The sequence below is a fragment of the Sagittula sp. S175 genome, assembly GCF_049800975.1.
Classification (GTDB): Bacteria; Pseudomonadota; Alphaproteobacteria; order Rhodobacterales; family Rhodobacteraceae; genus Sagittula.
Genome location: NZ_JBNAGB010000005.1, coordinates 257,169 through 280,910 on the forward strand (window position 1 = coordinate 257,169; position 23,742 = coordinate 280,910).

The 23,742-nt window shown below is 64.8% G+C and carries 24 protein-coding genes; 20 read left to right on the top strand and 4 right to left on the bottom strand.

The genetic code is table 11. The features are described 5' to 3' along the window. The 16 genes from ACP16H_RS09135 to ACP16H_RS09210 all read left to right on the top strand — a co-directional run bounded on the left by ACP16H_RS09135 (position 1) and on the right by ACP16H_RS09210 (position 18,118). Entirely contained in the window at positions 1–1,242 is a 1,242-nt protein-coding gene (locus tag ACP16H_RS09135; protein ID WP_425071976.1) for a hypothetical protein, read from the top strand. A 315-nt stretch (positions 1,243–1,557) separates the two neighbouring features. Further along, a complete protein-coding gene (locus ACP16H_RS09140; protein ID WP_425071977.1) occupies positions 1,558–3,432 on the top strand; it encodes a pilus assembly protein TadG-related protein in 1,875 nt (624 codons plus the stop codon). Between the two features lie 150 nt (positions 3,433–3,582). Continuing rightward, positions 3,583–5,721, top strand: a complete 2,139-nt coding sequence (locus ACP16H_RS09145; RefSeq protein WP_425071978.1) for a pilus assembly protein TadG-related protein — start codon at positions 3,583–3,585, stop codon at positions 5,719–5,721. After that, on the top strand, positions 5,718–6,254 hold the full coding sequence (locus ACP16H_RS09150; RefSeq protein ID WP_425071979.1) for a TadE/TadG family type IV pilus assembly protein: 537 nt from the start codon (positions 5,718–5,720) through the stop codon (positions 6,252–6,254). The genes ACP16H_RS09145 and ACP16H_RS09150 overlap by 4 nt, the downstream gene beginning before the upstream one ends. Before the next feature lie 6 nt (positions 6,255–6,260). Further along, a complete protein-coding gene (locus ACP16H_RS09155) occupies positions 6,261–6,869 on the top strand; it encodes a TadE/TadG family type IV pilus assembly protein (protein WP_425071980.1) in 609 nt (202 codons plus the stop codon). A gap of 181 nt (positions 6,870–7,050) precedes the next feature. Continuing rightward, positions 7,051–8,304 carry a sarcosine oxidase subunit beta family protein gene (locus ACP16H_RS09160; protein WP_425071981.1) on the top strand — a complete coding sequence of 418 codons (1,254 nt, stop codon included), beginning with the start codon at positions 7,051–7,053 and terminating at the stop codon, positions 8,302–8,304. A gap of 14 nt (positions 8,305–8,318) precedes the next feature. Continuing rightward, the gene (locus ACP16H_RS09165) at positions 8,319–8,801 is read left to right on the top strand and encodes a hypothetical protein (protein WP_425071982.1); all 483 of its coding nucleotides are present in this window, start codon (positions 8,319–8,321) and stop codon (positions 8,799–8,801) included. Further along, the gene (locus ACP16H_RS09170; RefSeq protein WP_425071983.1) at positions 8,792–9,277 is read left to right on the top strand and encodes a hypothetical protein; all 486 of its coding nucleotides are present in this window, start codon (positions 8,792–8,794) and stop codon (positions 9,275–9,277) included. Before ACP16H_RS09165 ends, ACP16H_RS09170 begins: the two co-directional genes overlap by 10 nt. Positions 9,278–9,290: 13 nt before the next feature. Then, complete coding sequence (locus ACP16H_RS09175; protein ID WP_425071984.1) at positions 9,291–9,554, top strand: sarcosine oxidase subunit delta; 264 nt, start codon at positions 9,291–9,293, stop codon at positions 9,552–9,554. Beyond that, on the top strand, positions 9,544–12,471 hold the full coding sequence (locus tag ACP16H_RS09180) for a sarcosine oxidase subunit alpha family protein (protein WP_425071985.1): 2,928 nt from the start codon (positions 9,544–9,546) through the stop codon (positions 12,469–12,471). Before ACP16H_RS09175 ends, ACP16H_RS09180 begins: the two co-directional genes overlap by 11 nt. Beyond that, positions 12,464–13,015, top strand: a complete 552-nt coding sequence (locus ACP16H_RS09185; RefSeq protein ID WP_425071986.1) for a sarcosine oxidase subunit gamma — start codon at positions 12,464–12,466, stop codon at positions 13,013–13,015. Before ACP16H_RS09180 ends, ACP16H_RS09185 begins: the two co-directional genes overlap by 8 nt. Before the next feature lie 36 nt (positions 13,016–13,051). Then, complete coding sequence (locus ACP16H_RS09190; protein WP_425071987.1) at positions 13,052–13,330, top strand: hypothetical protein; 279 nt, start codon at positions 13,052–13,054, stop codon at positions 13,328–13,330. 136 nt (positions 13,331–13,466) lie between these two features. Then, a complete protein-coding gene (gene dnaG / locus ACP16H_RS09195) occupies positions 13,467–15,488 on the top strand; it encodes a DNA primase (protein ID WP_425071988.1) in 2,022 nt (673 codons plus the stop codon). 116 nt (positions 15,489–15,604) lie between these two features. Continuing rightward, a complete protein-coding gene (gene rpoD, locus ACP16H_RS09200) occupies positions 15,605–17,596 on the top strand; it encodes an RNA polymerase sigma factor RpoD (protein WP_425071989.1) in 1,992 nt (663 codons plus the stop codon). A gap of 13 nt (positions 17,597–17,609) precedes the next feature. Further along, the gene (locus ACP16H_RS09205; RefSeq protein ID WP_425071990.1) at positions 17,610–17,888 is read left to right on the top strand and encodes an HlyU family transcriptional regulator; all 279 of its coding nucleotides are present in this window, start codon (positions 17,610–17,612) and stop codon (positions 17,886–17,888) included. Further along, complete coding sequence (locus ACP16H_RS09210; protein WP_425071991.1) at positions 17,885–18,118, top strand: RND transporter; 234 nt, start codon at positions 17,885–17,887, stop codon at positions 18,116–18,118. The genes ACP16H_RS09205 and ACP16H_RS09210 overlap by 4 nt, the downstream gene beginning before the upstream one ends. Before the next feature lie 8 nt (positions 18,119–18,126). On the opposite strand, the gene ACP16H_RS09215 is transcribed toward ACP16H_RS09210, so the two are convergent. From ACP16H_RS09215 to ACP16H_RS09225, 3 genes are all read right to left on the bottom strand, one after another. Then, entirely contained in the window at positions 18,127–18,798 is a 672-nt protein-coding gene (locus ACP16H_RS09215; RefSeq protein WP_425071992.1) for an SDR family oxidoreductase, read from the bottom strand. A 154-nt stretch (positions 18,799–18,952) separates the two neighbouring features. Then, the gene (locus ACP16H_RS09220) at positions 18,953–19,954 is read right to left on the bottom strand and encodes a DUF6976 family protein (RefSeq protein ID WP_425071993.1); all 1,002 of its coding nucleotides are present in this window, start codon (positions 19,952–19,954) and stop codon (positions 18,953–18,955) included. A 19-nt stretch (positions 19,955–19,973) separates the two neighbouring features. After that, positions 19,974–20,177, bottom strand: coding sequence for a hypothetical protein (locus tag ACP16H_RS09225; RefSeq protein WP_425071994.1), 204 nt, complete (start codon positions 20,175–20,177; stop codon positions 19,974–19,976). A gap of 205 nt (positions 20,178–20,382) precedes the next feature. Between ACP16H_RS09225 and ACP16H_RS09230 the strand changes: the two genes are divergently transcribed. Then, a complete protein-coding gene (locus ACP16H_RS09230; protein ID WP_425071995.1) occupies positions 20,383–20,637 on the top strand; it encodes a hypothetical protein in 255 nt (84 codons plus the stop codon). Positions 20,638–20,688: 51 nt separating this feature from the next. On the opposite strand, the gene yghX is transcribed toward ACP16H_RS09230, so the two are convergent. Beyond that, positions 20,689–21,594 (bottom strand): YghX family hydrolase, encoded by a 906-nt coding sequence (yghX, locus tag ACP16H_RS09235; protein WP_425071996.1) that lies wholly within the window; start codon positions 21,592–21,594, stop codon positions 20,689–20,691. Between the two features lie 80 nt (positions 21,595–21,674). Between yghX and ACP16H_RS09240 the strand changes: the two genes are divergently transcribed. From ACP16H_RS09240 to nrdR, 3 genes are all read left to right on the top strand, one after another. Next, the gene (locus ACP16H_RS09240; RefSeq protein WP_425071997.1) at positions 21,675–22,088 is read left to right on the top strand and encodes a secondary thiamine-phosphate synthase enzyme YjbQ; all 414 of its coding nucleotides are present in this window, start codon (positions 21,675–21,677) and stop codon (positions 22,086–22,088) included. A 74-nt stretch (positions 22,089–22,162) separates the two neighbouring features. Continuing rightward, positions 22,163–22,891 (top strand): DUF1353 domain-containing protein, encoded by a 729-nt coding sequence (locus ACP16H_RS09245; protein ID WP_425071998.1) that lies wholly within the window; start codon positions 22,163–22,165, stop codon positions 22,889–22,891. A 378-nt stretch (positions 22,892–23,269) separates the two neighbouring features. Next, complete coding sequence (gene nrdR / locus ACP16H_RS09250) at positions 23,270–23,740, top strand: transcriptional regulator NrdR (RefSeq protein WP_425071999.1); 471 nt, start codon at positions 23,270–23,272, stop codon at positions 23,738–23,740. Positions 23,741–23,742 lie beyond the last annotated feature (2 nt).

The window sequence follows — 23,742 nt, forward strand, 5'->3', positions numbered from 1 at the left end:
ATGGCAGAACCGGCTGGGCTGCTTCTGGAGTGTCCGCTTGGGGCAAAGGCCGTGTCCGGCCTGTTCCGCCGCAAGGTCGCCTGGGAGGGCGGCACGGCACATGTCGGCCATGTGCTGTGCTGCCTCGCGGATCGGGGCGAAGCGGGCGACGTTCTGATCGTGCATCATGACGCGGCGGCGGGGCGGCTGTTCCTGGCGTGGATGCTGGTACACTATAGTGGCGACAGGCTCGCGCCGGTCTGGCCGGTGGTTCAGGCGCTCGCCGACAGCCTCGATCCCGGCACCACGGGGCAGGGCGGGGTGATGACCACCTTTCCCGAGGTGCTGGCGTCGGTGCGGCTGCGACAGGGCGTGGTAGATCACCAGCCCCCCGCCGACCTTTCGCCCGCCGAGGCGGATCGTCTCTCGCATCAACTGGGGCGTTTCATGCCGAACGGGCAGTTCCCGGAGGCCGCCCGGTCGATGACGCTCAGGGGAGTTCAATGCAAACCCTTCCGTAGCGCGTGGAAGACATATGTCACATGGCGCGACCAGCAGGAGCGCCCGGCGCGGATCGCCGCCGCCACGGCTGACGCGCCGTTCAACCTGTTCGACTCCATATATACTGCCGATGGCGCCGTGTTCGAACGCCATCGCCATACGGGGCGGGACATTCCCTTCCCCGGCGCGGACCCGCTGAGCTTTCGCGCCGAGGCGGGGTGGTACGCCGATGCGACCCACGTCTGGCAGCGCCAGCTGGCCGAAGGGTCGCCGCCGCCGGACGTGCTGCGCGGCAGGATGCGGGTGAACAATCCGGCGGCCCTCTGGGAATACGTGCCGGTGCCCGGTGCCGAGGGTGGCAGCTTTTGCTGGCTGTTCGACCGCTGGGACACGATGTTCTGGCGCGACGCCCGGCAGCTGTGGTCGCTGGATGCACACAGGCGGCTCGTGCCGCTGGGCGACGCCGACCCCGACAGGTTTCGCGCCGTCGGGCGCAGCTTTGGTGCCGATGACCGCGGGGTCTATCACTTTGCCACGCGGCTGGATCTGGACCCGCAGCATCTGCGGACGCAGGAGGTCTTTGCCTGGGATGAGCACAGGGTCTACCAGCTGGCGACGGAACTGCCGCTGACGGGCAAGGGCTTTGCCATCCTCGGCCAGCGGAGGGCGGGCCTGCGCCCGGATTATCGGCTGACGGACGGGACGCGGACGCTGATCCTGACGGCGGACGGGCAGGTCCTGCCCGACGATCCGGATTTCTGAGCAATCGAACGCGCGTGCCGCGGGCCGCACAAGACAGTCCCGACAAGGCCCGGTCACAGCCATTAAATCCCCGTTGCGCCGGATGAGGCGTGCCCGTCTGCCTGTCGTGCCGACAAGCCCTTGGAATCCTTGAATCCCGGCCAGACCCCTGCACAACCATCCCGGCGCATTCATCTAAAATGCGGGACGAAGTCCCCTTCGTTGCCCCATTCCGATCCGGAGCGTTGACCGAATCTTACCCGAAAACAGGACCTGCAAACGCGATGGGCCCGCCTGTTTCACGGGCCCGGCGCGACCAGACAGGAGACGGGAACAATGGGCCAGATCGATACGCAGCTTGCGCGCTACATCGCGGACGAAGAGGGCACCGTGACCCTGTTTTCGACGCTGATGATGATCCTGATCTTCGTCATCACCGGTGCCTCGGTCGACATCATGTATCACGAGTCGGCGCGGGTCCGGCTTCAGTCCACGCTGGACCGCGCCGTGCTGGCCGCCGCCGACCTCGACCAGCAGCAGGAGCCGACCTTCGTCGTCACTGACTACGTGGCCAAGGCCGGGTTGTCGGAACACCTGACCTCTGTCACGGCCACGCCGCTTGGCAATGACCGCACCGTGTCGGCGGAGGCGGGGATGAACCTGTCGACCTTCTTCATGCATATGGCGGGCCATCCCGTGCTGCCGGTCCGCGTGTCGGCCATGGCAGAGGAGCGCGTCGCCAATGTCGAGATCAGCCTGGTGCTCGATATCTCGGGGTCCATGCGCAACAACAACCGTATCGAGAACCTGCGCCCCGCCGCGACGACCTTTGTCGAGAAGGTCATGGATGAGGCCAATCAGGGGGTGACGACGCTGAACCTCGTGCCCTTTGCCGGGCAGGTGAACCCGGGCGACACGATGTTCAATTACCTGCGCGGCCAGCGGCCCAAGATCAAGGGCAACAATGGCTGGGGCAATGGCGATCAGGACGCGCCGGGCGGGTCGCTGTGCAACAACAATGCAGAGAACGCCGACGAGGCCCTGCTGGACCCCTCCTGCACCGACGGCACCGCGACCGCGACTGCGACCAACGACGGGTTCTTCCCGGAGTGGCCGCAGGCGATTTCCAACATCGTGGTCTATTTCGACACCGATGGCGACGACAGCTATGACCGCGCGCACAAGATCGAAAGCTTCCCCGAGACCGCGCCGCGCGACGTGGACGCCTTCTTTGAGGGGGCGGTGGCCTTCATGATCGCCAATGACAATGCGCTGTATGATGCGGACCAGTTCCTTGGCATCTCGATCAAGGGCGGCACCGAGAAGACGCAGTATTTCCAGGTGAAGGGCGACAGCAACGGCTTTGGCCGCGACCTTGGCCCGACCAAGAACACCGGCAAGATCCCCGGCAACACCTACGCCTGGAACGACATCGACTATACCCTGTGGGCCGGGGCCTATGTCGCGCCGCAGGCCGATCCCGAGGTGGTGAACGTCAACATGCCGTCCTCCTGCGTCGAGATCTACGACCTCGAGTTCACCAATACCGCGCTGCCCGAAAGCGACGTCTACGTGCCGCACTTCCAGTACTGGCCGACCGATACCGCGACGATGGACTGGGGCTGGTGCCCGGGCAAGGACACCGAGATCCAGTATTACTCGGACGATGCGGCGGCGCTGACGAGCTTCATCAACAACATGCGCCTGCATGATGGCACCGGCCTGCAATACGGGATGAAATACGCCCTCGCGCTGCTTGACCCGCTGACTGCGCCGGCCGTGTCCAACCTGATCTCCGAAGGGCTGGTGGACCCGCGCTTCGAAGGCCGCCCGATCGCATGGCATGACCCCGAGACCGAGAAGTTCATCGTGGTGATGACCGATGGCGAGGTCACCGACCAGTACCGCCCCGTGGACGACAAGGCGCCGATCAACGGGATCGTCGATCTGCAGACCCAGGGCGGGGCCAGCTACTCTGTCCTGTCCGGGCAGGGCAACAACCTCGACAACATGCACAGCCAGTGCCAGCTGGCGCGCGACAACGGGGTGACGGTGTTCATGGTGGCCTACGAGACGAGCGACGCCGTGGCGGCCGAGCTCAGCGCCTGCGCCTCCTCCGAAAGCCACTTCTTCCACGTGCAGGGCGACGAGATCATCGAGACCTTCGACACGATTGCCCGTCAGATCAACAATCTGAGGCTGGTCCAATGACTGTAGAATTGACCTATACGAAAGAGATAGGTTTTCGACTTTCGAGACATTCAAATTGGTTAACATATCGTAAAGCAGACAAATTCTCGCCCGATTGCCCGGTCAAACATTGTCCTCGCCGCAAAGAACTTGCCAACCGAGGAACAAGAAATGTTCACCACGACAACCCTGCGAGATCTGCTTCGCCTTTACGTCCAGGACGAATCCGGGAATGCCGTGACCGCATACTCGTTCCTGATGTGCCTGCTCATCCTGATCCTGTCCGGCGGTTCGGTGGACATCATGCAGCATGAATCCAACAGGGTCGTGGTTCAAAGCTCGATCGACCGCGCCGTGCTGGCCGCTGCCGATCTCGACCAGAAGCGCGATCCCAAGGAGGTCGTTCTGGACTACATCGCCAAGAGCCCGGCGGCGAACCTCCAGACGACGGTCGACGTGAAGCAGTACCTCAACAGCCGGACCGTCACGGCCACGGGCACTTCGGTGATCCCGGCCAACTTCCTGCGCATGGCCGGTGTCGATGAGTTCGTGACGAAGACGGCGGCCACCGCCGAGGAAAAGATCTCCAACGTGGAAATCAGCCTCGTGCTCGATATTTCCGGTTCGATGCGCACCAACAACCGCATCGGCAACCTCAAGCCCGCGGCAACGGCTTTCGTCGACAAGGTGATGACCGACGACTCGAACGGCGTGACCACGCTGAACCTCGTGCCGTTCGCGGGGCAGGTGAACCCGGGCGACATCCTGTTCGACTACTTCCGGGGCGAGCGCCCGGACATCAAGCACGAGAACAACGGCTGGGGCAACGGCGACCAGGACGCGCCGGGCAACTCGCTGTGCAACAACAACGCCGAGAACGCCACCGACTGTTCGGACAGCACCGACGTGTCGCTGAACCAGTCCGCGACCGGCATCGACGACACCACGATGACCGGCCCCGTGACGGTCGAGCCTGTGGCGCCGGTCTATACCACCGTGACCGCCCCGGCGGATTCGGCCGAATATTTCGCCCAGCGTGGCAAGAAGATCCGCGAGATGGTGTTCTACTATGACACCAATGGCGACGAGATCTACGACATCGCGCACCGCGTGACCAACTTCCCGAACGGCGCGTCGAAGAACCCCGACAACCATTACAAGGCCTTCGTTGCCGCGGCGATGTACTTCGACGACGCGCTGACGGACCCGACGCAGTTCCTTGGCGCTTCGGTGAAATACTCTGACAATGCGATCTACTACTACCAGGTGAAGGGTGACCTGAACGGGATCAACAATGACATCGGTCCGACCCTGCACAACAACAACAACCCCGGCTGGACGGTCAACTACAACGTGATCGACAAGAACGACTGGGAAGACCACTACGTCTCGCCGAACCAGAAGGCGCTGGACGAGGCCGCGCAGGCCGAGGCCGACGCCCAGGCCGAGGCGGACGCCGCCGCAGCCACCGCAGAGGCGCAGGCCGCAGCGGACGCGGAATATGCCGCCTACCTGGAATCGCAGAACACCACGACGACGACCACGGACACCTCCAAGGTCCCGGCCGGGATCGCCAAGAAGGCGACCAAGGTGAACATGCCGTCCTCCTGCGTCGAGATCTACGACGAGGAATTCGACACCACCGCGATGCCGACCTCGGACGATTACGTGCCGCACTTCATGTACTGGGCCATCGACTGGAACACCATGGACTGGGGCTGGTGCCCGTCCGAGGCGATGTCGATCCAGTACTATTCGGACGACGCAGAGACGCTGAACACCTTCATCAACAACATGCGCCTGCATGACGGCACCGGCATCCAGTACGGCATGAAGTATGCGCTTTCGCTGCTTGACCCGATCAACCGCCCGGCGCTGTCCGCCCTGATCGACGCCGACATCGTCGACGAACGCTTCGAAGGCCGCCCGATCGACTGGCACGACGAGGAAACCGAAAAGTACATCGTGCTGATGTCCGACGGTGCCGTGACCGAACAGGTGCGCCCGACGGATCCGGACAATGCCTCGGCCAACGCGTCGGTGGAATTGCAGCGCCAGGGGTCGTGGTCCCACTACCAGATGCTTTCGGCCGCGCAGGGACGTGACCAGTTCCGTGCCCAGTGCGACCTTGCCCGCGAACTTGGTGTGACCGTCTTCACCATCGCGTTCGAGACCAGCGCCTATGATGCCGAACAACTGGCCTACTGCGCCTCGTCTGCCAGCCACGCCTTCCATGTCAGCGGGTCCGAGATCTCGGATACCTTTGACGCCATCGCCCGTCAGATCAACAACCTGAGGCTGATCCAATGATGTCCCGCATCCGAACCTTCGCCTCCCGCTTCCATCGTGACGAGGACGGCAACTCGACAATCGAATTCGCCCTGTATTTCACGCTGATCTTCATGGTCCTGACCACGGGCGTCGAAATCGGTTACATCAACCTGCGGCATTCGATGCTGGAACGCAGCGTGGACCTCGCGGTCCGGGACATCCGGCTCTCGACGGGCCAGGTGCCCAGCTACACCGAGGTGCGTGACCAGATCTGCCAGCAGAGCGGTGTGATCGACGATTGCGACAACAATCTGACCCTGGAAATGGTCGAGGTCGATCCGCGCAACTTCTGGTCGTTCGAGCCGAACCCGGATTGCCGCAATGCCGAAGAAGACCCGCGCCCGGTGCGCAACTTCGTTCCCGGCAAGGACAACGCGCTGATGCTGCTGCGCGCTTGCCTGAAGTACAAGCCGATGATGCCGCTGACCGGCCTCGGCAAGCAATTGAACAAGGACTCGCAGGGGTACGCACAGCTGATCGTGACCTCCGCCTTTGTCCAGGAACCGAGGTAAGCGACCATGTGGACCAAGCTTCTGACCCGACTGCAGCGCTTTGCGGAAGACACCCGTGGAAACATGGCCATCGAGGCGGTGATCTGGCTGCCGCTGATCCTGGGGGTGCTGAGCGCGATGTTCTCGCTGCATGACACCTACCGTTACAAGGGCCTGAACACCAAGGCGGCCTATACCATCTCGGACGCCCTGTCGCGCGAGACCGATCCGATCGACGATGCCTACCTTGACGGGATGGTCGACGTGCTGGAATTCCTGACGATCTCGGAAGGGCCCTATTCGTTGCGCGTGACGCTGGTGCGCTATGACGGTGACACCACCAATGCAAACGGCACCATCAACGTGGGTGAGGGGTACACCGTCGAGTGGTCTCAGGTGCGCGGCAATTTCACGGCGCTGGACAACGCGATGCTGGCCGAGGCCAAGGCGGAACTGCCGATCATGCTGCACAACGAGCGCGTGATCCTGGTCGAGACCCGCACCGACTATGTGCCGCCTTACATCGTGCCGGGGCTGACCGCGACCGACATGTTCTACACCTACGGCTTCACCCGCCCGCGCTTTGCGCCCAAGATCGTCTGGAAGGACGCCGATCAGGTCGCGTCGACCAACTAAGCGGACAAAATGATATATCGTAGCGCGGGCGGCCTTTCTACAAGGTCGCCCGTTTGCCTTTGCCCGATCCCGACGCGATCTGTCGCAAAACGCCCATCTTTTCCCGCCAAGGCATTGATACTGGCCCTGCGGGCTGGTTCACTCGGCCCCGTGGCAAGGTCCGGACAGCGGGGAGAGCGCGATGGGGTTTTCGGTGTGGCGTGTCCTGAGGGAAGGGCTGACCGGCAATCGCGGCTGGACGCCGCATTTCCGCAGCCCCGCGCCGCAGGCCGAGTATGACGCCCTCATCATCGGCGGCGGCGGTCACGGGCTGGCGACGGCCTTCTACCTGGCCAAGGAGCACGGGCTGACCAATATCGCCGTGCTGGAAAAGGGCTACCTTGGCGGTGGCAACGTCGGGCGCAACACCACCATCGTGCGCGCAAACTACGGGCTGCCCGGCAACTCTGAATTCTACTCCCATTCCCTGAAGCTGTGGGAGGGCATGGAGCAGGAGCTGAACTTCAACACCATGATGAGCCAGCGCGGGGTGCTGAACCTGTGCCATTCCGACGGCCAGCGCGATGCCTTTGCCCGGCGCGGCAATGCCATGCGCAATCAGGGCGATGATGCCGAGCTGCTGACCCGCGAAGAGGTGCGCCGCATGGTGCCTTACCTCGACTTCGACAACGGGCGGTTTCCGATCTACGGCGGGCTGCTGCACCGGCGCGGCGGCACGGCGCGTCATGACGCGGTGGCCTGGGGCTACGCGCGCGGCGCCGACCGGCGCGGCGTCGACCTGATCCAGAACTGCGAGGTCACCGGCATCGACATATCCGGCGGGCGCGTCACCGGCGTCCAGACCACGCGCGGCGCGATCCGGGCCAAGAAGGTCGGCATCGTCGTCGCGGGGCGGTCATCGCAGGTGGCCGCCATGGCCGGGATGCGCCTGCCCATCGAAAGCCATGTCCTGCAAGCCTTTGTCACCGAAGGCATAAAGCCGGTGATCGACCACGTCGTGACCTTCGGCATGGGGCATTTCTACATCTCGCAATCCGACAAGGGCGGGCTGGTCTTTGGCGGCGACCTCGATTTCTACGCCTCCTACGCGGCGCGCGGCAACCTGCCCATGGTGGAACACGTCATGGAGGCGGGCATGACCCTCATGCCGATGATCGGCAAGGCCCGCATCCTGCGCAGCTGGGGCGGCATCATGGACATGTCGCCCGACGGCTCGCCCATCATCGACAAGACCGGGGTCGAGGGGCTCTACCTCAACTGCGGCTGGTGTTACGGCGGGTTCAAGGCCGTGCCGGGCTCGGGCTTTTCCTTTGCCCACCTGATGGCCACCGATCGCCCGCATGCGCCCGCTGCGCGCTTTCGGCTGGACCGCTTCGACACCGGGCGCGGCCTGATGGACGAGGAAGGCACCGGCAGCCAGCACAATTTGCATTGAAGACGGAGATTGAAATGAAACGCTTTTTTACCAGGCACAGCATGGCCGGTCTGGCGCTTGTCCTGACGGCCATGCAGGCGAGTGCCGACCCCATGCCCGGCTGCTACATGCGGATCTACGACGAGGCGCATCTCGCCGCGCAGCCGCAACAATGGGTCGAGGGGATCTCGATGTGGATCCAGCCCGACCAGATCAACGATTTCATGCGGGCCGCGTCGATGTCGGTCCTGAAACGGGACGCGGCGCCGACCGATCAGATCCTGATGATGGCGGTCACCTGCCGCGACGGCGACGGAGGGCTGACCATCTGCACCTCGTGGTGCGGCAATGACGCGATAGAGATCACCTCGTCGGACGCGCAGGGCCTGACCTTCCGGACTGGGCGGTTCATCGTCTCGCCGGGCGCGGAATGCTCCGGTGGCCGCGATCTGGCAGAGGCGCCGGGGCAGGCCACGGCTTATCGCCTCGACAAGGTCGAGGATGGCCTGTGCGGGTAAGACTGTCGGCACCGGCCTTGTCGCTGCTGGCCTGCCTGTCGCTGGCAGGCCCGGTCTGCGCGCAGGTCACGGCACCAGACGCTGCACCCGAGGGCTGCTTCATCACGATGATCGACCTGATGGCCGCGGTAGAGCCGGACGCGCCCGACCTCCCCATACTTGCCGCCGATCTGGGGCCCGTTCCGGCTTCTGGCCCGCGCAGGATGACGCTGGTCGCCGCATGGCGCGGGGCGGGGTCCTATGACTTCCTCGAATGTGGCGGGCTGGCGGGGCTGGACACGCTGTGCAGGCCGACGGGATGCAAGGGCGGCTCGGCGCTGATCCTGCATTGGGACGAGAGGACCATCACGCTCGGCACCTCTGACCTGACCATCGGACGCGACAATTGCGTAACGGCGCGCAACCTCGCGCCGGAGGTGGGCCAGACCATCCTCTACAAGTTGTACAAGACCGACGACTCCCTGTGCCGGAGATGACGATGGAGACCACATGCGCCTGACCTGTCCCCTGTGCGGTGAACGCGACCGCCGCGAGTTCTACTACCAGGGCGCGGCCTCGATGCTGGACCGCCCCTCGGGAAACGACCCCAAGGCCTGGTCCGACTGGCTGCACCTGCGCGACAATCCGGCGGGGATGACCCGCGAGCTTTGGTATCACGAGGCCGGGTGCTGCTCATGGCTGGTGGTGGAGCGTGATACTGTAACGCATGCCGTGCAGGCGGTGTCCGTGGTGGAGGCCGTCGATGAGGCTTGAGGGGTACGGGCGGGTCGACCGCGATGCGGCGCTGGGCTTTCGCTTTGACGGGCGGGGCTATCAGGGGTTCGCCGGGGACACGCTGGCCTCGGCGCTGATGGGCGAGGGGGTGGCGCTGCTGGGGCGCAGCTTCAAGTACCACCGCCCGCGCGGCGTGCTGACCGATACCTCTGCCGAACCCAATGCGCTGGTCACCGTGGGGCAGGGGGCCGGGGCCGATCCCAACACCCGCGCCACGGTGCAGGAACTGTACGACGGGCTGGTGGCGCGCAGCCAGAACCGCTGGCCCTCGCTGGCGCTGGACCTGCTCAGCCTGAACGACCTCGCCGCGCCCTTCCTCGGGGCCGGGTTCTATTACAAGACCTTCATGTGGCCCAAACCCTTCTGGGAGAGGGTCTACGAGCCGCTGATCCGTCGCGCCGCCGGGCTGGGCGCGCTGTCGGGGCAGCCCGACGGGGACCGCTATGAACGGGCCTTTGCCTTCTGTGACCTGCTGGTGATCGGTGGTGGCCCGGCCGGGCTGATGGCCGCCGTGACGGCGGCAGAGGCCGGGGCGCAGGTGATCCTTTGCGGCGAAGAGCCTACGTTCGGCGGTCGCCTGCTGGCCGAGGACGCGCAGGTCGATGGCCAGCCCGGGCATCTCTGGGCCGCCGGGATCATCGACCGCCTGCGCCAGATGGACAACGTCCGCCTCATGCCGCGCACCACGGTGACGGGCGCTTATGACGGCGGCACCTATGGCGCGCTGGAGCGTGTCGCGCAGCACCGCGCCGATCCGGGGGGCGCGCCGCTGGAATGCTTCTGGCGCATCGTGGCAAAGCGCGCGGTTCTGGCGGCGGGCGCTCTGGAGCGGCCCGTGGCTTTCCGCGACAACGACCGTCCCGGCGTGATGCTGGCGTCCTCGCTGCGGGGGTATCTGCACCGGTACGGCACGGTTCCGGGGCGGCATGTGGCCGTGTTCACCAACAACGACGATGGCCACCGCACCGCGCGCGACATGGCGCGCGCCGGGCTGAACGTCGCGGCCCTCGTTGACAGCCGGCACGACGCGCAGAACCTTGCGGGCGACGTGCCGTTTTATCCCGGCTGGCAGGTTTGCGGCACACACGGGCGGCAACGGCTGGCCGGCATCACCTTGCGCGCCCCGGACGGGCGGCGCGACGATCTGTATGTCGATGCGCTGGGTGTCTCGGGCGGCTACAACCCGTCGCTGCATCTGACCTGCCACATGGGCGCGCGGCCCGACTGGCGCGAGGACATCGCGGCCTTTGTCCCTTCGGCCCGCCATGTTCCGGGCATGACCGTCGCGGGCGCGGCCAAAGGCACGTTCTCCACCGCGGCCTGCCTGCGCGAAGGCGCCGAGGCAGGCCGGGATGCCGCGCAGGCGCTGGGCCTGACCGCCGACCTGCCGACGATTCCCGAAGCGGAGGGAACGGAACCCCGCCTCCGCCAGCTTTGGGCCGTTCCCGGCAAGGGGCGCGCGTGGCTGGATTTCCAGAACGACGTGACGGTTAAGGACGTGAAACAGGCCGCCGCCGAGAACTACGCCTCGGTCGAGCACATGAAGCGCTACACCACGCAGGGCATGGCCACCGATCAGGGCAAGTCGTCCAATGTCTCGGCCCTCGCGGTCCTTGCCGATGCCACGGGCCGCGACATTCCCGCGACCGGCACCACCACCTTTCGCCCGCCCTACAGCCCCGTTGCCATCGCCGCGCTGGGCGCGGGCGGGCAGGGCAAGACCTTTGCCCCGGAACGTTTCCTCACCTCGCATGAGGCCAGCATCCGGCGCGGTGCGCCCATGGCCGAGGCCGGTCTGTGGTATCGCCCGTCCTACTTCCCGGTGCGGGGCGAGAAACACTGGCGGCCCGCCTGCGACCGCGAGGTCACCATGGTCCGCGAGCGCGTCGGCGTCTGCGACGTCTCGACCCTCGGCAAGATCGACCTGCAGGGCGCGGACGTGGGGCGGTTCCTCGATCTCGTCTACACCAACACGTTTTCCACGCTGAAACCGGGACGCACCCGCTACGGACTGATGCTGCGCGAGGACGGCTTCGTCATGGACGACGGCACCACGGCGCGCCTGTCCGACAGCCAATGGCTGATGACCACCACCACCGCCGCCGCCGGGCAGGTGATGCGCCACCTCGACTGGGTGAAACAGGCCTATTGCCGCGGCTGGGACGTGCGCTTTGTCTCGGTCACCGAAGCTTGGGCGCAATTCGCCGTCGCGGGGCCGCAGGCGCGGGCGCTGCTGAACGGGCTGCTGGACAGGCCCGTCGACGGCGCCGCGTTTCCCTTCATGGCGAACGGTCCCGTCAGCATCGGCGGCACGCCCGCGCGCCTGTTCCGCATCTCGTTCTCGGGCGAGCACGCCTATGAACTGGCGGTGCCGTCGCGTTATGGCGCCAGCCTCTGGGACATCCTCGTGCAGCGGGCCGAGGCGCTGGACGGTGGCCCCTATGGCCTTGAGGCGCTGAATGTCCTGCGCATCGAGAAGGGCCACATCACCCACGCCGAGATCCATGGCCGCACCACGGCGCATGACATCGGCATGGGGCGGATGATCGCGGCGAAGGACTGCATCGGCAAGGTCATGGCGCACCGCCCCGGACTGCTGGAAGACCGCGAGGAAATGGTCGGCCTGCGCCCGCTGAACGGCGGCAGGCTCACCGCCGGGGGGCACCTCTTTGCGCCCGATGCGCAGCCGGTCAGCGCCGAGGATCAGGGCTACACCACCTCGGTCTGCCACTCCCCGACGCTGAAGGAAGAGCGCGCGCTGGCCTTCCTGCTGAACGGCCACAGCCGCCATGGCGAGACCGTCCGCCTCGTGGATCACCTGCGCGGCATCGACACCCTTTGCGAGGTCACACACCCGGTGGCCTTCGACCCGACCGGAGGACGCCTGCGTGGTTGACCTGAACGCCCGATCCGCTGCCCACGGCCTGACCCCGGTCACCCACGGCACCTGCTCCCTGACCGAGGCCCCGGCCCGGACCATGACCTCGCTCATGCCGTTCCAGGGGCAGGTGCAGGCCCTCACCGACGCGCTGCGCAAGGCGTATGGCGTGACCTTTCCTGCGCCCGGCCAATGCCTGACCGAGGGCGACACCACCATCGTCTGGACCGGACGCGGGCAGGCCTTCCTGATCGGTCCTGCGCCCGACGACGCGCTGACGCCCCACGCCGCGCTGACCGACCAGACCGATGGCTGGGTGACGCTGGACCTGACCGGCGACGACGCGCGCCATGTCCTTGCCCGCCTGATCCCCGTCGAATTCTCGCCCGGCGCTTTCCCGCCTGAGGCCTGCGCGCGGACGCAATTGCAGCACGCGCACATCCTCCTGCATCGCATCGAAAATGGCTTCAGGATCAGGGGCTTCCGTTCCATGGCGCGGACGATTGTGCATGAAATCGCCGACGCCATGGCAGCCGTTGCCGCGCGGGCCTCGGTGCACTAGAACCCCCTTAACCCCTTAGGTTTCGGAGTCGTTCCCATGCGCAAACTGGTTGTCGCCCTGTTCATCGGCCTGATCGCCGCGCCCGTTTTGGCCGAGGACGAGCTGGACAAATGCGCCCAGACCGAAGCCTGGTTCAACCTCGCCGTGGACAGCCGCAAGCTGGGCGAGACCAAGGCCGCCGTGCGCCGCACCCTGCGCCCCGACATGGGCCGCGAGGCCGCCGATCAGCTGGTCGATTTCGTCTTTGCCCTGCCGGACGAACACCTGAACCACGAGCTTGGCGCCGCCGCGCGCAAGCAGTGCGAAGGGCTCTGACCGCCCGATCCGCGTTTGATCCGGGCCCGATCCGCGCCCGATCTTGGACAGTCTGAATCAACAAGGCAGGCCAGCCACCGCTGACCTGCCTTATGCCTCTTGAGAATCGCCCCTCTGACGTCGGATACTGCACGACATGAGCCTCCCCCCCGGTTTCCTGGACGAATTGCGCAATCGCATCAGCCTCTCCGACGTGGTGGGGCGCAAAGTCATGTGGGACAAGCGCAAATCCCAGCCGGGCAAGGGCGACCTCTGGGCGCCGTGCCCCTTTCACCACGAGAAGACCGCGTCCTTTCACGTCGATGACCGCAAGGGGTTCTACTACTGCTTCGGGTGCCACGAGAAGGGTGACGCCATCAGCTTTACCCAGAAGCTGGACAACGTCAGCTTTATGGAGGCAATCGAATTGCTGGCCACCGAGGCCGGGATGGAGATGCCCGCCAAGGACCCGCGCGCGCAGGAAAAGCTCGACCGCCGCACCGTGCTGGGCGAGGTCATGGAGCAGGCGGTGCAGTTCTTCCGCTTCTCGCTGAAGCAGCAGGTGGCCACCGATGCCCGCGCCTATCTGGCGAAACGCGGGCTGGATCAGGCCGCGCTGGACCGTTTTGAAATCGGCTTTGCCCCGCCGGGCTGGGACAACCTGCGCCTCGCGCTAACTGGCAAGGGCGTGCCCATCGACCACCTCGTCGCCTGCGGTCTGTCGAAGAAATCCGACAAGGGCAAGGAGCCCTACGACGTCTTCCGCAACCGCATCATGTTCCCGATCCGCGACGCGCGCGGGCGGGCGATCGCCTTTGGCGGGCGGGCGATGGACCCGGACGACAACGCGAAATACCTGAACTCGCCCGAAACCGAGCTGTTCGACAAGTCCCGCAACCTCTACAACCTGCGCCCCGCGCGCGAGGCGTCGGGCCGGGGCCAGCCGCTGATCGTGGCCGAAGGATACATGGACGTAATCGCCCTGTCAGAAGCGGGCTTTGCCGCCTCCGTCGCGCCGCTGGGCACTGCCGTGACCGAGAACCAGCTGAACCTGATGTGGCGCGTTTCCGAGGAACCGGTGATCGCGCTCGATGGCGACAAGGCCGGCCTGCGCGCCGCCTTCCGTGTCATCGACCTTGCGCTGCCCCTTCTGGAGGCCGGGAAATCCCTGCGCTTCGCCCTGATGCCCGAGGGCAAGGACCCCGACGACCTGCTGCGCGCCCAGGGACCGAAGGCCGTGCAGGCGGTGCTGGATGCCGCCGTGCCCATGGTCGAACTGCTCTGGCGGCACGAGACCGAGGGCAAGACCTTCGACAGCCCGGAACGCCGCGCCGCGCTGGACAAATCCCTGCGCGAACGGATCAAGCTCATCAAGGACCCCAGCCTGCGCCAGCATTACGGCGAGGCGATCCGCGAACGGCTGGACCAGCTTTACAACCGCAGCGCCGCGCAGCGCCCCGCCTTTGACGGCGGTTTCGATGGCGGCTTTGGCGGTGGCTTTGGTGGCAACGGCGGGTTCAAGGGCAAGGGCAAGCGGGGGCAGGGACCGCGCCGCGCGTGGAATGCGCCGCAGCCGCCCAGCCCCACGGCCAAGGCCTCGCTTCTGGCCTCGGGCGGGGACAATGCCGAACAACGTCTGCGCGAGGAGGTCATCCTAGCCACGCTCTATTGCCACCCGGCGCTGACCGCGGAATTCGACGAGCAACTGGAGGCGATCAGCTTTGCCGATCCCGACCTCGCCGCGCTGCGCGACATCCTCTTGCGCTGTCAGGACCGTCCCGACGCCGTGCACGAGGAAGCCGCCTACCGAATTGGTCCCGAAAGCCTTGAAACCCTGCTGGCCGCGCGCCATATCGCGGTGGTTCCCTGCATCCGCACGCCGGGCGCGCTGGATATGGCGCGCATGACGGTGGCCGACGAACTCGGCAAGCTCGAGGCATTGCGCGGCTGGCAGGCGGAATTGAAAGAGGCCGTGGAGGATCTGGAAGAACTGGCCGACGAGGCCCTGACATGGCGTCTGGGTCAGGCCGCGCGGGCAAAGTCCGACATCGGGCGCCGCACGGACGAAAGCGAGATGGATTTCGCCATCGGTCCGAACGGTGCGCTGATCGACAAGGACGAACGCAGCGCCTTTGATTCGCTCCTCTCGACGATTCGTTTCGACAAGGGGCGCAGTTAATCCTCACTTCGGTGAGAAAATGGTAAAGAAACAAGGCTAGACGGGTGTCCGAATCAGCGAATCGCTTTAAGTAGTCGGTTTAACGAATCACTCCGTCCCCCGATCAGGAGAGCCGCATGGCAGCCAAGGACAACGAAGACGCCAAGTCCGACGACCAGGAAGAAGACGTAAGCCTCGACATGTCGCAGGCTGCGGTCAAGAAGATGATCGCCGAAGCGCGCGAGCGCGGCTACATCACCTATGACCAGCTCAACCAGGTGCTTCCGCCGGATCAGGTGTCTTCCGACCAGATCGAGGACGTCATGTCCATGCTCTCGGAGATGGGCATTCAGGTCACCGAGGACGATGAAGAGGCCGAGGAGGACGACTCCAACAAGGGCTCCACGGATCTGGTGGAACAAAAACGCGGCGGCGAGGTCGCGCTTGGCTCCGGCACGACCGAGAAGCTGGACCGCACCGACGACCCCGTCCGCATGTACCTGCGCGAGATGGGCTCGGTCGAACTACTGTCGCGCGAGGGCGAGATCGCCATCGCCAAGCGGATCGAGGCCGGTCGCAACACCATGATCCTCGGGCTGTGCGAAAGCCCGCTGACCTTCCAGGCGATCACCATCTGGCGCGAGGAACTCCTGTCCGAGGACATCCTCCTGCGCGACGTGATCGACCTTGAAACCACCTTCGGCAACCAGCTTGGCGAGGACGGCGAACTGGACGCGCCCGTGGTGGATTCCGCCGGCGGCGGCGAGGCCCAGCAGTCCAAGTCCGACGAGCAGGAATACGACGCCGACGGCAACCCGATCTCGAGCGATGACGACGAGGACGACGACGAGCAGGCCAACATGTCGCTCGCCGCGATGGAGACCGCGCTGAAGCCGCGCGTGCTGGAAACGCTCGACCGCATCGCGCAGGACTACGAAGCCCTGGCCGAAATGCAGGACTCGCGGATCAGCGCCACGCTGAACGAGGACGGCTCCTTCGACGCGACCGACGAGGCCATGTACCAGAAACTGCGGTCCGAGATCGTGGAACTGGTGAATGGCCTGCACCTGCACGGCAACCGGATCGAAGCGCTGATCGACCAGCTCTACGGCATCAACAAGCGCATCATGTCCATCGACTCCGCCATGGTGAAGCTGGCCGACCAGGCCCGCATCAACCGCAAGGAGTTCATCGACGAGTATCGCGGCCACGAACTGGACCCGAACTGGCTCGACCGCATGGGCGAGAAGCCGGGTCGCGGCTGGCAGATGTTCATCGAACGCTCCTCGGACAAGGTCGAGGAACTGCGCACCGACATGGCGCAGGTGGGCCAGTACGTCGGTCTCGACATCTCGGAATTCCGCCGCATCGTGAACCAGGTGCAGAAGGGCGAGAAAGAGGCCCGCCAGGCCAAGAAGGAAATGGTCGAGGCGAACCTGCGTCTCGTGATCTCCATCGCCAAGAAGTATACGAACCGTGGTCTGCAATTCCTTGATCTCATTCAGGAAGGCAACATCGGCCTGATGAAGGCCGTGGACAAGTTCGAATACCGCCGCGGTTACAAGTTCTCGACCTACGCGACCTGGTGGATCCGTCAGGCGATCACGCGCTCGATTGCCGATCAGGCCCGCACGATCCGCATCCCGGTCCACATGATCGAAACGATCAACAAGCTGGTCCGCACCGGTCGTCAGATGCTGCACGAGATCGGTCGGGAGCCGACGCCGGAGGAACTGGCCGAGAAGCTGCAAATGCCGCTCGAAAAGGTCCGCAAGGTGATGAAGATCGCCAAGGAGCCGATCTCCCTCGAAACGCCGATCGGCGACGAGGAAGACAGCCAGCTCGGGGACTTCATCGAGGACAAGAACGCGGTCCTGCCGCTGGATTCCGCCATTCAGGAAAACCTGAAGGAAACCACGACGCGGGTTCTGTCGTCGCTGACGCCGCGCGAGGAGCGGGTTCTGCGGATGCGTTTCGGCATCGGCATGAACACCGACCACACGCTCGAGGAAGTCGGCCAGCAGTTCAGCGTGACCCGCGAACGGATCCGCCAAATCGAGGCCAAGGCGCTGCGCAAGCTGAAGCACCCCTCGCGGTCGCGCAAGCTGCGCTCGTTCCTCGATCAATAAACCGGGCCGGCAAATGGCATTCTGGAAAAAACTCTTCGGCGGCGGCGCGGCATCAAAGCCCGCCCCCGAAGTTGTTGAATACAAGGGCTTGCGTATCACGCCCCAGCCCATCTCCGAGGAAGGCGGCTACCGTATCTGCGCCTTGATCGAAGGCGAAGTTGCGGGCGAAACACGAACCCACACGCTGATCCGCGCCGACGTCCTGCGCGATCGTGACGACGCGGCCGAGGCCTCTGTCGCCAAGGCGCGCCAGATGATTGACCTGATGGGCGAGGGGGTCTTCGCCGCATGACGGGCCTGCGGTCGCTGGTGAACAGGCTGGACTGGCTCATGGTCGGCTTGTTGTGCGCGACCATTGGACTGGCCCCGTTTGTGCCGCAGCCGCATGTGTGGGAAAAACTTCAGATGTTGGCCGATGGGCGGCTGACACGCCCCATCGACATCCTTGACCTGTTGTTTCACGGGTTGCCTTGGGTCCTCCTGATTTTAAAGGCCGTCTGGTCCCGCAAGACGGAACACTGACGCCCGTCTCAGTTTGTCGGCATGACAAACACTTCCTGAACGCAGGCGCGCGGGTTGGCCTCCAAGGCAAAGACCGCTGCCCGTGCAATGTCTTCGGGCATCAGCTTGTCGGGTTTCCCTTCGTCAAAGAACGCCGTGTCCACCATGCCGGGTGCGATGACCGTGCACCGTCCGCCCCATTCGCGCATTTCCTGCGCAAGGTTGCCGCCGTAGCCATGCACGAACCACTTGGACGCGCCGTAGACCGATCCCTTGATATGGGTGCGTCCGGCGGCGGAACCTGTCATGAGCATGTGCCCCTTGTTTGATTTCAGCTGAGGCATGGCCGCCTTGACTGTCCAGAGCAAGCCCAGAACGTTGAGATGCACCAAGGCTTCCCATTCCTCCGGATTGCCATTTTCGGTGCCAGCAGCCGACAAGCCCATCCCGGCATTGGCAAAAGCGGCATCCAGTTTGCCAAATCGCTCGACTAGGGCACCAACCGCCGCGCGCTGCTCTGCCAGCGACGTCGCGTCGCCGGGCAGGACCATTGCCGCATCGCCGAGTTCCCCGGCAAGATCATGCAGCTTGTCCTCCGACCGGGCGAACAGGCCCACGGTCCAACCGGCTTCAACTGCGGCGCGTGCTGTGGCTGCGCCGATACCGCTCGACGCTCCGGTGATGAAGAGTGTGCGTGCCATGGGGTCGTCCTTCCGTTTGCGGGTTCCAAGTCTCAACGCCGCGTTGGAAGGTCTGTTCCCTGCCGTAAACAAAGAGGTCCCGCGCCAGCAGATTGCCAGCACGGGACGCCACGGAGAGAGACGTTAGTTTGGTGGGCCGGGGGGCCCTAAGTCATCAGGCCACGTTGGCCTGTTCCACGGCCACGTCGCGCAGGCGCACCATGGTCTGGTTCAGCAGGATATAGGCGATCTCGCCAAAGGTTGCCGGCCCGGTGAAGCTGCCGGTGGTCTTGCCCTCCAGCTCGCCATACAGGTAGTTCAGGATGCAGTTGCAGCTGAGTTCCTGCGCACCATTGCCGGTCGCCCGTGCGGCAAACACTTCGGCATAGGCGCCGGGATTGCGGGCGAGGCGGTATTCCACGCCTTCGACGACGGGGGCGTAGAAATCGACCTTCCCGCCATCCGCGTCCACCGCCTGGAACGACACGTTGATCATCGCGCCCGCGTAGTTGGCCACCAGCGGGAACTGCGTGTTCACGCCGTTTTCCTGCACCCACTGGGCAAAGTTCACTTCCTTGCCGTCGACAATCGCCGTGGTGGCCGAGAAGCCGTCCTTGCCGAAGAGGATCGTCGGACCGTCGTTGTCCTGCTCGAACAGGTTCAGGATGTCGATGTCAGCCATGTGGCCCGCGGGCATCTCGACATGCATCAGAACGGCGCCATCCTCGTGCATCTGCCCGGTCGTGCCGTCGTAGGTCTTTGGTGTAACCTTGCCGATGTCCGCCAGCGCCACGCCCGAAATCCAGCCCATCAGCGGCTGGCCAAAGATGTCCGGGTAGCCCGCGCCATCCAGCGCAAAGCGCTGGTGCGCTTCGGAAAAGGCCGGGATCAGGATCATGGTCGCGCCATTGTCAAACGCCTGATCGGCCAGCGAGGGCAGTTCCTCGGTGGTGACAAAGCGGGTCTTGGCCGCCTTCGCCTCGGGAAACTCGGTGACAAAGACCATCTCGTGATCCTCGCGCCCGCCGGTCTCCGTCACGAAATAGACGCTGGTGCCGCCGATCCACGTCCCCTTGGGCAGCTTGGCCAGCTGTGCCTCGTCTCCGGCGATCATCAGCGCGTGGCCTTGTTCGATCCGTTTTGCCGCCTCGGCGACGGTCATCATGGCATTCTTCATATCCGGGCTCCTTGGCGGCTCAGAGGGCTTGCAGGTCTTTTTGCGCGAACGGGTGCTTGGCAAAGAAGGCCCGCAGCTCGGCAATGGCAGAGGACAGCTTTGCCGGCTGGCTCGAGATTTCCAGCCGCAGGCGGCTGATGAGGATCTTGGTGGCCAGAGAGGCTTTGCTCAGGTCGGACGAGGTGGTCAGGACCTTCTGCAAGGTGGAGTCGGGGATGGACAAGTGGCGTTCCTCCGCTTGGACTTGGACAACGGTACTGTGGGTGCGGGACAGGCCGCACGGACCACGGCCTTCTACAGACGATTCCTTACCGGAGCGTTTGAAGACCCGCTGCGCCCGGCCCGCCCCGCACGCCGTCTCCCGAAAGCTTTAGGGAAACTGGAACCTTTTCCGGGCTTTGCTGGTTGCCAGACTGAAGGAGAACGACATGACCAAGCTTCCCGCCCTCGCGATTGCCCTTGCCGCAACGGCCACCGCCGCCTTTGCCGCGACCGAAATCATCGTGCCGGAACAGCCCGAGGTCATCGAGATCGAGGTTGCGCCGCAGGACCTTGCCCGCTGCCAGGAGACTCTGGCGCAGGTGGCTGCCATGCCCATCGTCTCGGACAGCGGTTACGAGCTGCCCGCATCCGCCGCCAGCGGTCTTCCGACCGTCGCCTGCGTGGTCAAGCTGGACGCCTGACCCGCAATTCGCGCCCAATCCGCGCCCGGCCTCGCACCGGGCGCACCGCATTCATCCCAAATGCTCGGCAAAGAACGCCAGCGTCCGCTCCCACGCCAGTTCCGCTGCCGCCTCGTCATACCGTGGCGTTGAATCGTTGTGGAACCCGTGGTTCACGCCGGGATAGATGTGCGCCGTATAGGTCTTGCCATGCTCCTTGAGCGCCGCCTCATAGGCCGGCCAGCCCTCGTTGATGCGTTCGTCCAGCTCGGCATACTGCAGCAACAGCGGCGCCTGAATGCGCGGCACATCCTCGACCGAGGCCTGACGCCCGTAAAACGGAACCGAGGCCGACAGCTCCGGATAAGCCACGGCCAAGGCGTTGCACACGCCGCCCCCGTAGCAGAACCCGACGCAACCGACCTTTCCAGTCGTCATCTCGTGGCCCGCAAGCCACTCATAGGCCGCGAAAAAATCGTTCATCAGCTTCTCGGGATCGACCGTGCGCTGCAAATCGCGCCCCTCGGCGTCATTGCCGGGATACCCCCCGACCGAGGTCAGCCCGTCCGGCGCGAGGGCAATGAACCCGGCCTTGGCCAGCCGCCGCGCCACGTCCTCGATATAGGGGTTCAGCCCACGGTTCTCATGCACCACCACCACGGCGGGCAAGGGCATCTCGGCGTTCACGGGCTTCACGAGGTAGCCGCGCACCTCGCCGTGACCGTTGGGCGAGGGGTACATGACATACTCCGGCAGGATATCCGGGTCGTTGAAGCTCACCTGTTCCGCCAGCGCATAGTCGGGCGACAGCATGGTCAGGAGCCCCGCTGCCGTCATCCCGCCCACCGCGAACCGCGCCGCGCCGTCGAGAAACTGGCGCTTCGTGATCTTTCCGTGGGCGTAAAAGTCGTACAAATCCAACAAATCCTGATGGAAATCCGCAGCCGTCATGCGGCGCGGCGGGGTCTGGTCGTTCATGAGCGCTCTCCCTGTTGCCGCGCTTGGGCGCGGATGCGACGAAGGGTAAGGCGATTCAAGCAAAACCAGAGAGGCAAACCGTGCAGACCACCTTCACGATTTCGACAGCGGGGCAGGGGCTGTACGAGTTCACCCGCGACGTGACGCGCTGGACGGCGCAATCCACCCGCGACGGCCTTCTGACGCTGTTCGTCCGGCACACCTCTGCCTCGCTGCTGATACAGGAGAACGCCGACCCCGAGGTGCAAACCGATCTGCGTGCCTTCTTTCACCGCCTCGTGCCGCCGACGACCGACGCCTCCATGTCCTACCTGACCCACACCTACGAGGGGCCCGACGACATGCCCGCGCATATCAAGGCCGCGATGATGCCGGTGTCGCTGTCGATCCCGGTGACGCGCGGGCGGCTTTGCCTTGGCACCTGGCAGGGCATCTACCTGTTCGAGCACCGCGACCGGCCACATGCACGCGACGTGGCGGCCCATCTCGCCTGAGGCGGGAATTCCGCCATCGCATCAAGCTCTTGCCTCTGTTAGCTTGCGCCCGATTTAAGGGATTCACCGTTTCCATGCCGTCCAGACGCCTGCTTGCCGCCTTCCTTGCCGTTGCCACCGCTGCCGGGGTCGCGGCGCTTGGCCTGCCGGAATTCCTGACGCGGCAGTCCGCGGCCGACACCTGTCTGGGGGTGCAGGCCGACAAGCGCTGCGTTTTCCTTGGCGGCCCGCTCGAGATGGAGGGGCAGCCGGTCTTCCTCGACGGTTTCAACCACGCCTTTCTCGCGATCAAGGGCGAGATCGACTTTATCGACGCCAACGGAGTGCGCTGGACCGCGCCGCCCCGGACCCTGACAGACGGCGCCACGATCCCGCAGATTTTCGCGCCGCTGGTGGGGGATCGGCAAAGCCGCGAATATCTCATGGCCGCCGCGCTGCATGATGCCTATTGCGGCGTTGGCAACGATGCGTTGCCGACATGGCTGTCCCGGCGCTGGGAAGACGTGCATCGCATGTTCTACGAGGCGCTTCTGGTCAATGGCACGCCGCCGCTCAAGGCCAAGGTCATGTTTGCCGCCGTCTACCTGGGCGGCCCGCGCTGGGACGATCCCGCACGCGACCTGTCGGATATTGCGCCCGAGGTGCTGCAACAGGAACTGATCTGGTGCCTCGACTGGATCGCGTTGAAGGACCCGCCGGTCGAGCGGATCGTCACGTGGATGGCCGAGCGTGAGCAGGCGATACGATCGGGCAATCCCACCCGCCCGGCGGTGCTGGACGGGGCTGTGCGCGGCAAGGGTTAACCAGAAACCTGCGGCTGTCCGGGTGCGGGGCGGGTGGGGCGATGAAAATGTTACCAATCGGCCGGTTTGACCCCGAAAACCGGCCGGTTTGCCCCTTAAAATCTGCCAGAACCGCGTTAACCGGCGGGTGTGCTCTTGATGCGCTGCGCGCCCGGACACCAGATATGGTAGCGCGCGTTGCGTAAACCTGTGCGTGCGCTGCCTTCATCAGAGGGACAACCGCAGGGGCGACTCGGTGATTAATTAATTGAACAATGCCGCATGTGGGGGGTGAAATATTTCCCTACCCAAAACTTGGGTCATGGCCTATAGTGCCTGTGGATAAGGGGGAGCAACCCCCAATCGAGGCGGGAATTATATAAACGAGGGGACAGGCCGATGCGCTGCCCGTTTTGCGGAAATATCGATACACAGGTAAAGGACTCGCGTCCGGCAGAGGATCACGTTTCGATCCGCCGGCGCCGTTTCTGCCCGGCCTGCGGTGGCCGGTTCACCACCTACGAGCGCGTGCAACTCCGTGATCTTGTTGTGATAAAGACCAACGGACGCCGCGAGGACTTCGACCGGGACAAGTTGGAACGCTCGATCCGGATCGCTTTGCAGAAACGCCCGATCGAACCGGAACGCATCGACCAGATGATCTCGGGGATTGTGCGGCGGTTGGAAAGCATGGGCGAGACGGACATCCCGTCCAAGCAGATCGGCGAAATCGTGATGGAGACGCTGGCCCGGATCGACACCGTGGCCTACGTGCGATTTGCCAGCGTTTACAAGAACTTCCAGGCGGCGGATGACTTCGACAAGTTCGTCTCCGAATTGCGCCCGGACAGCACGCAGCCGACCCGTTGAGC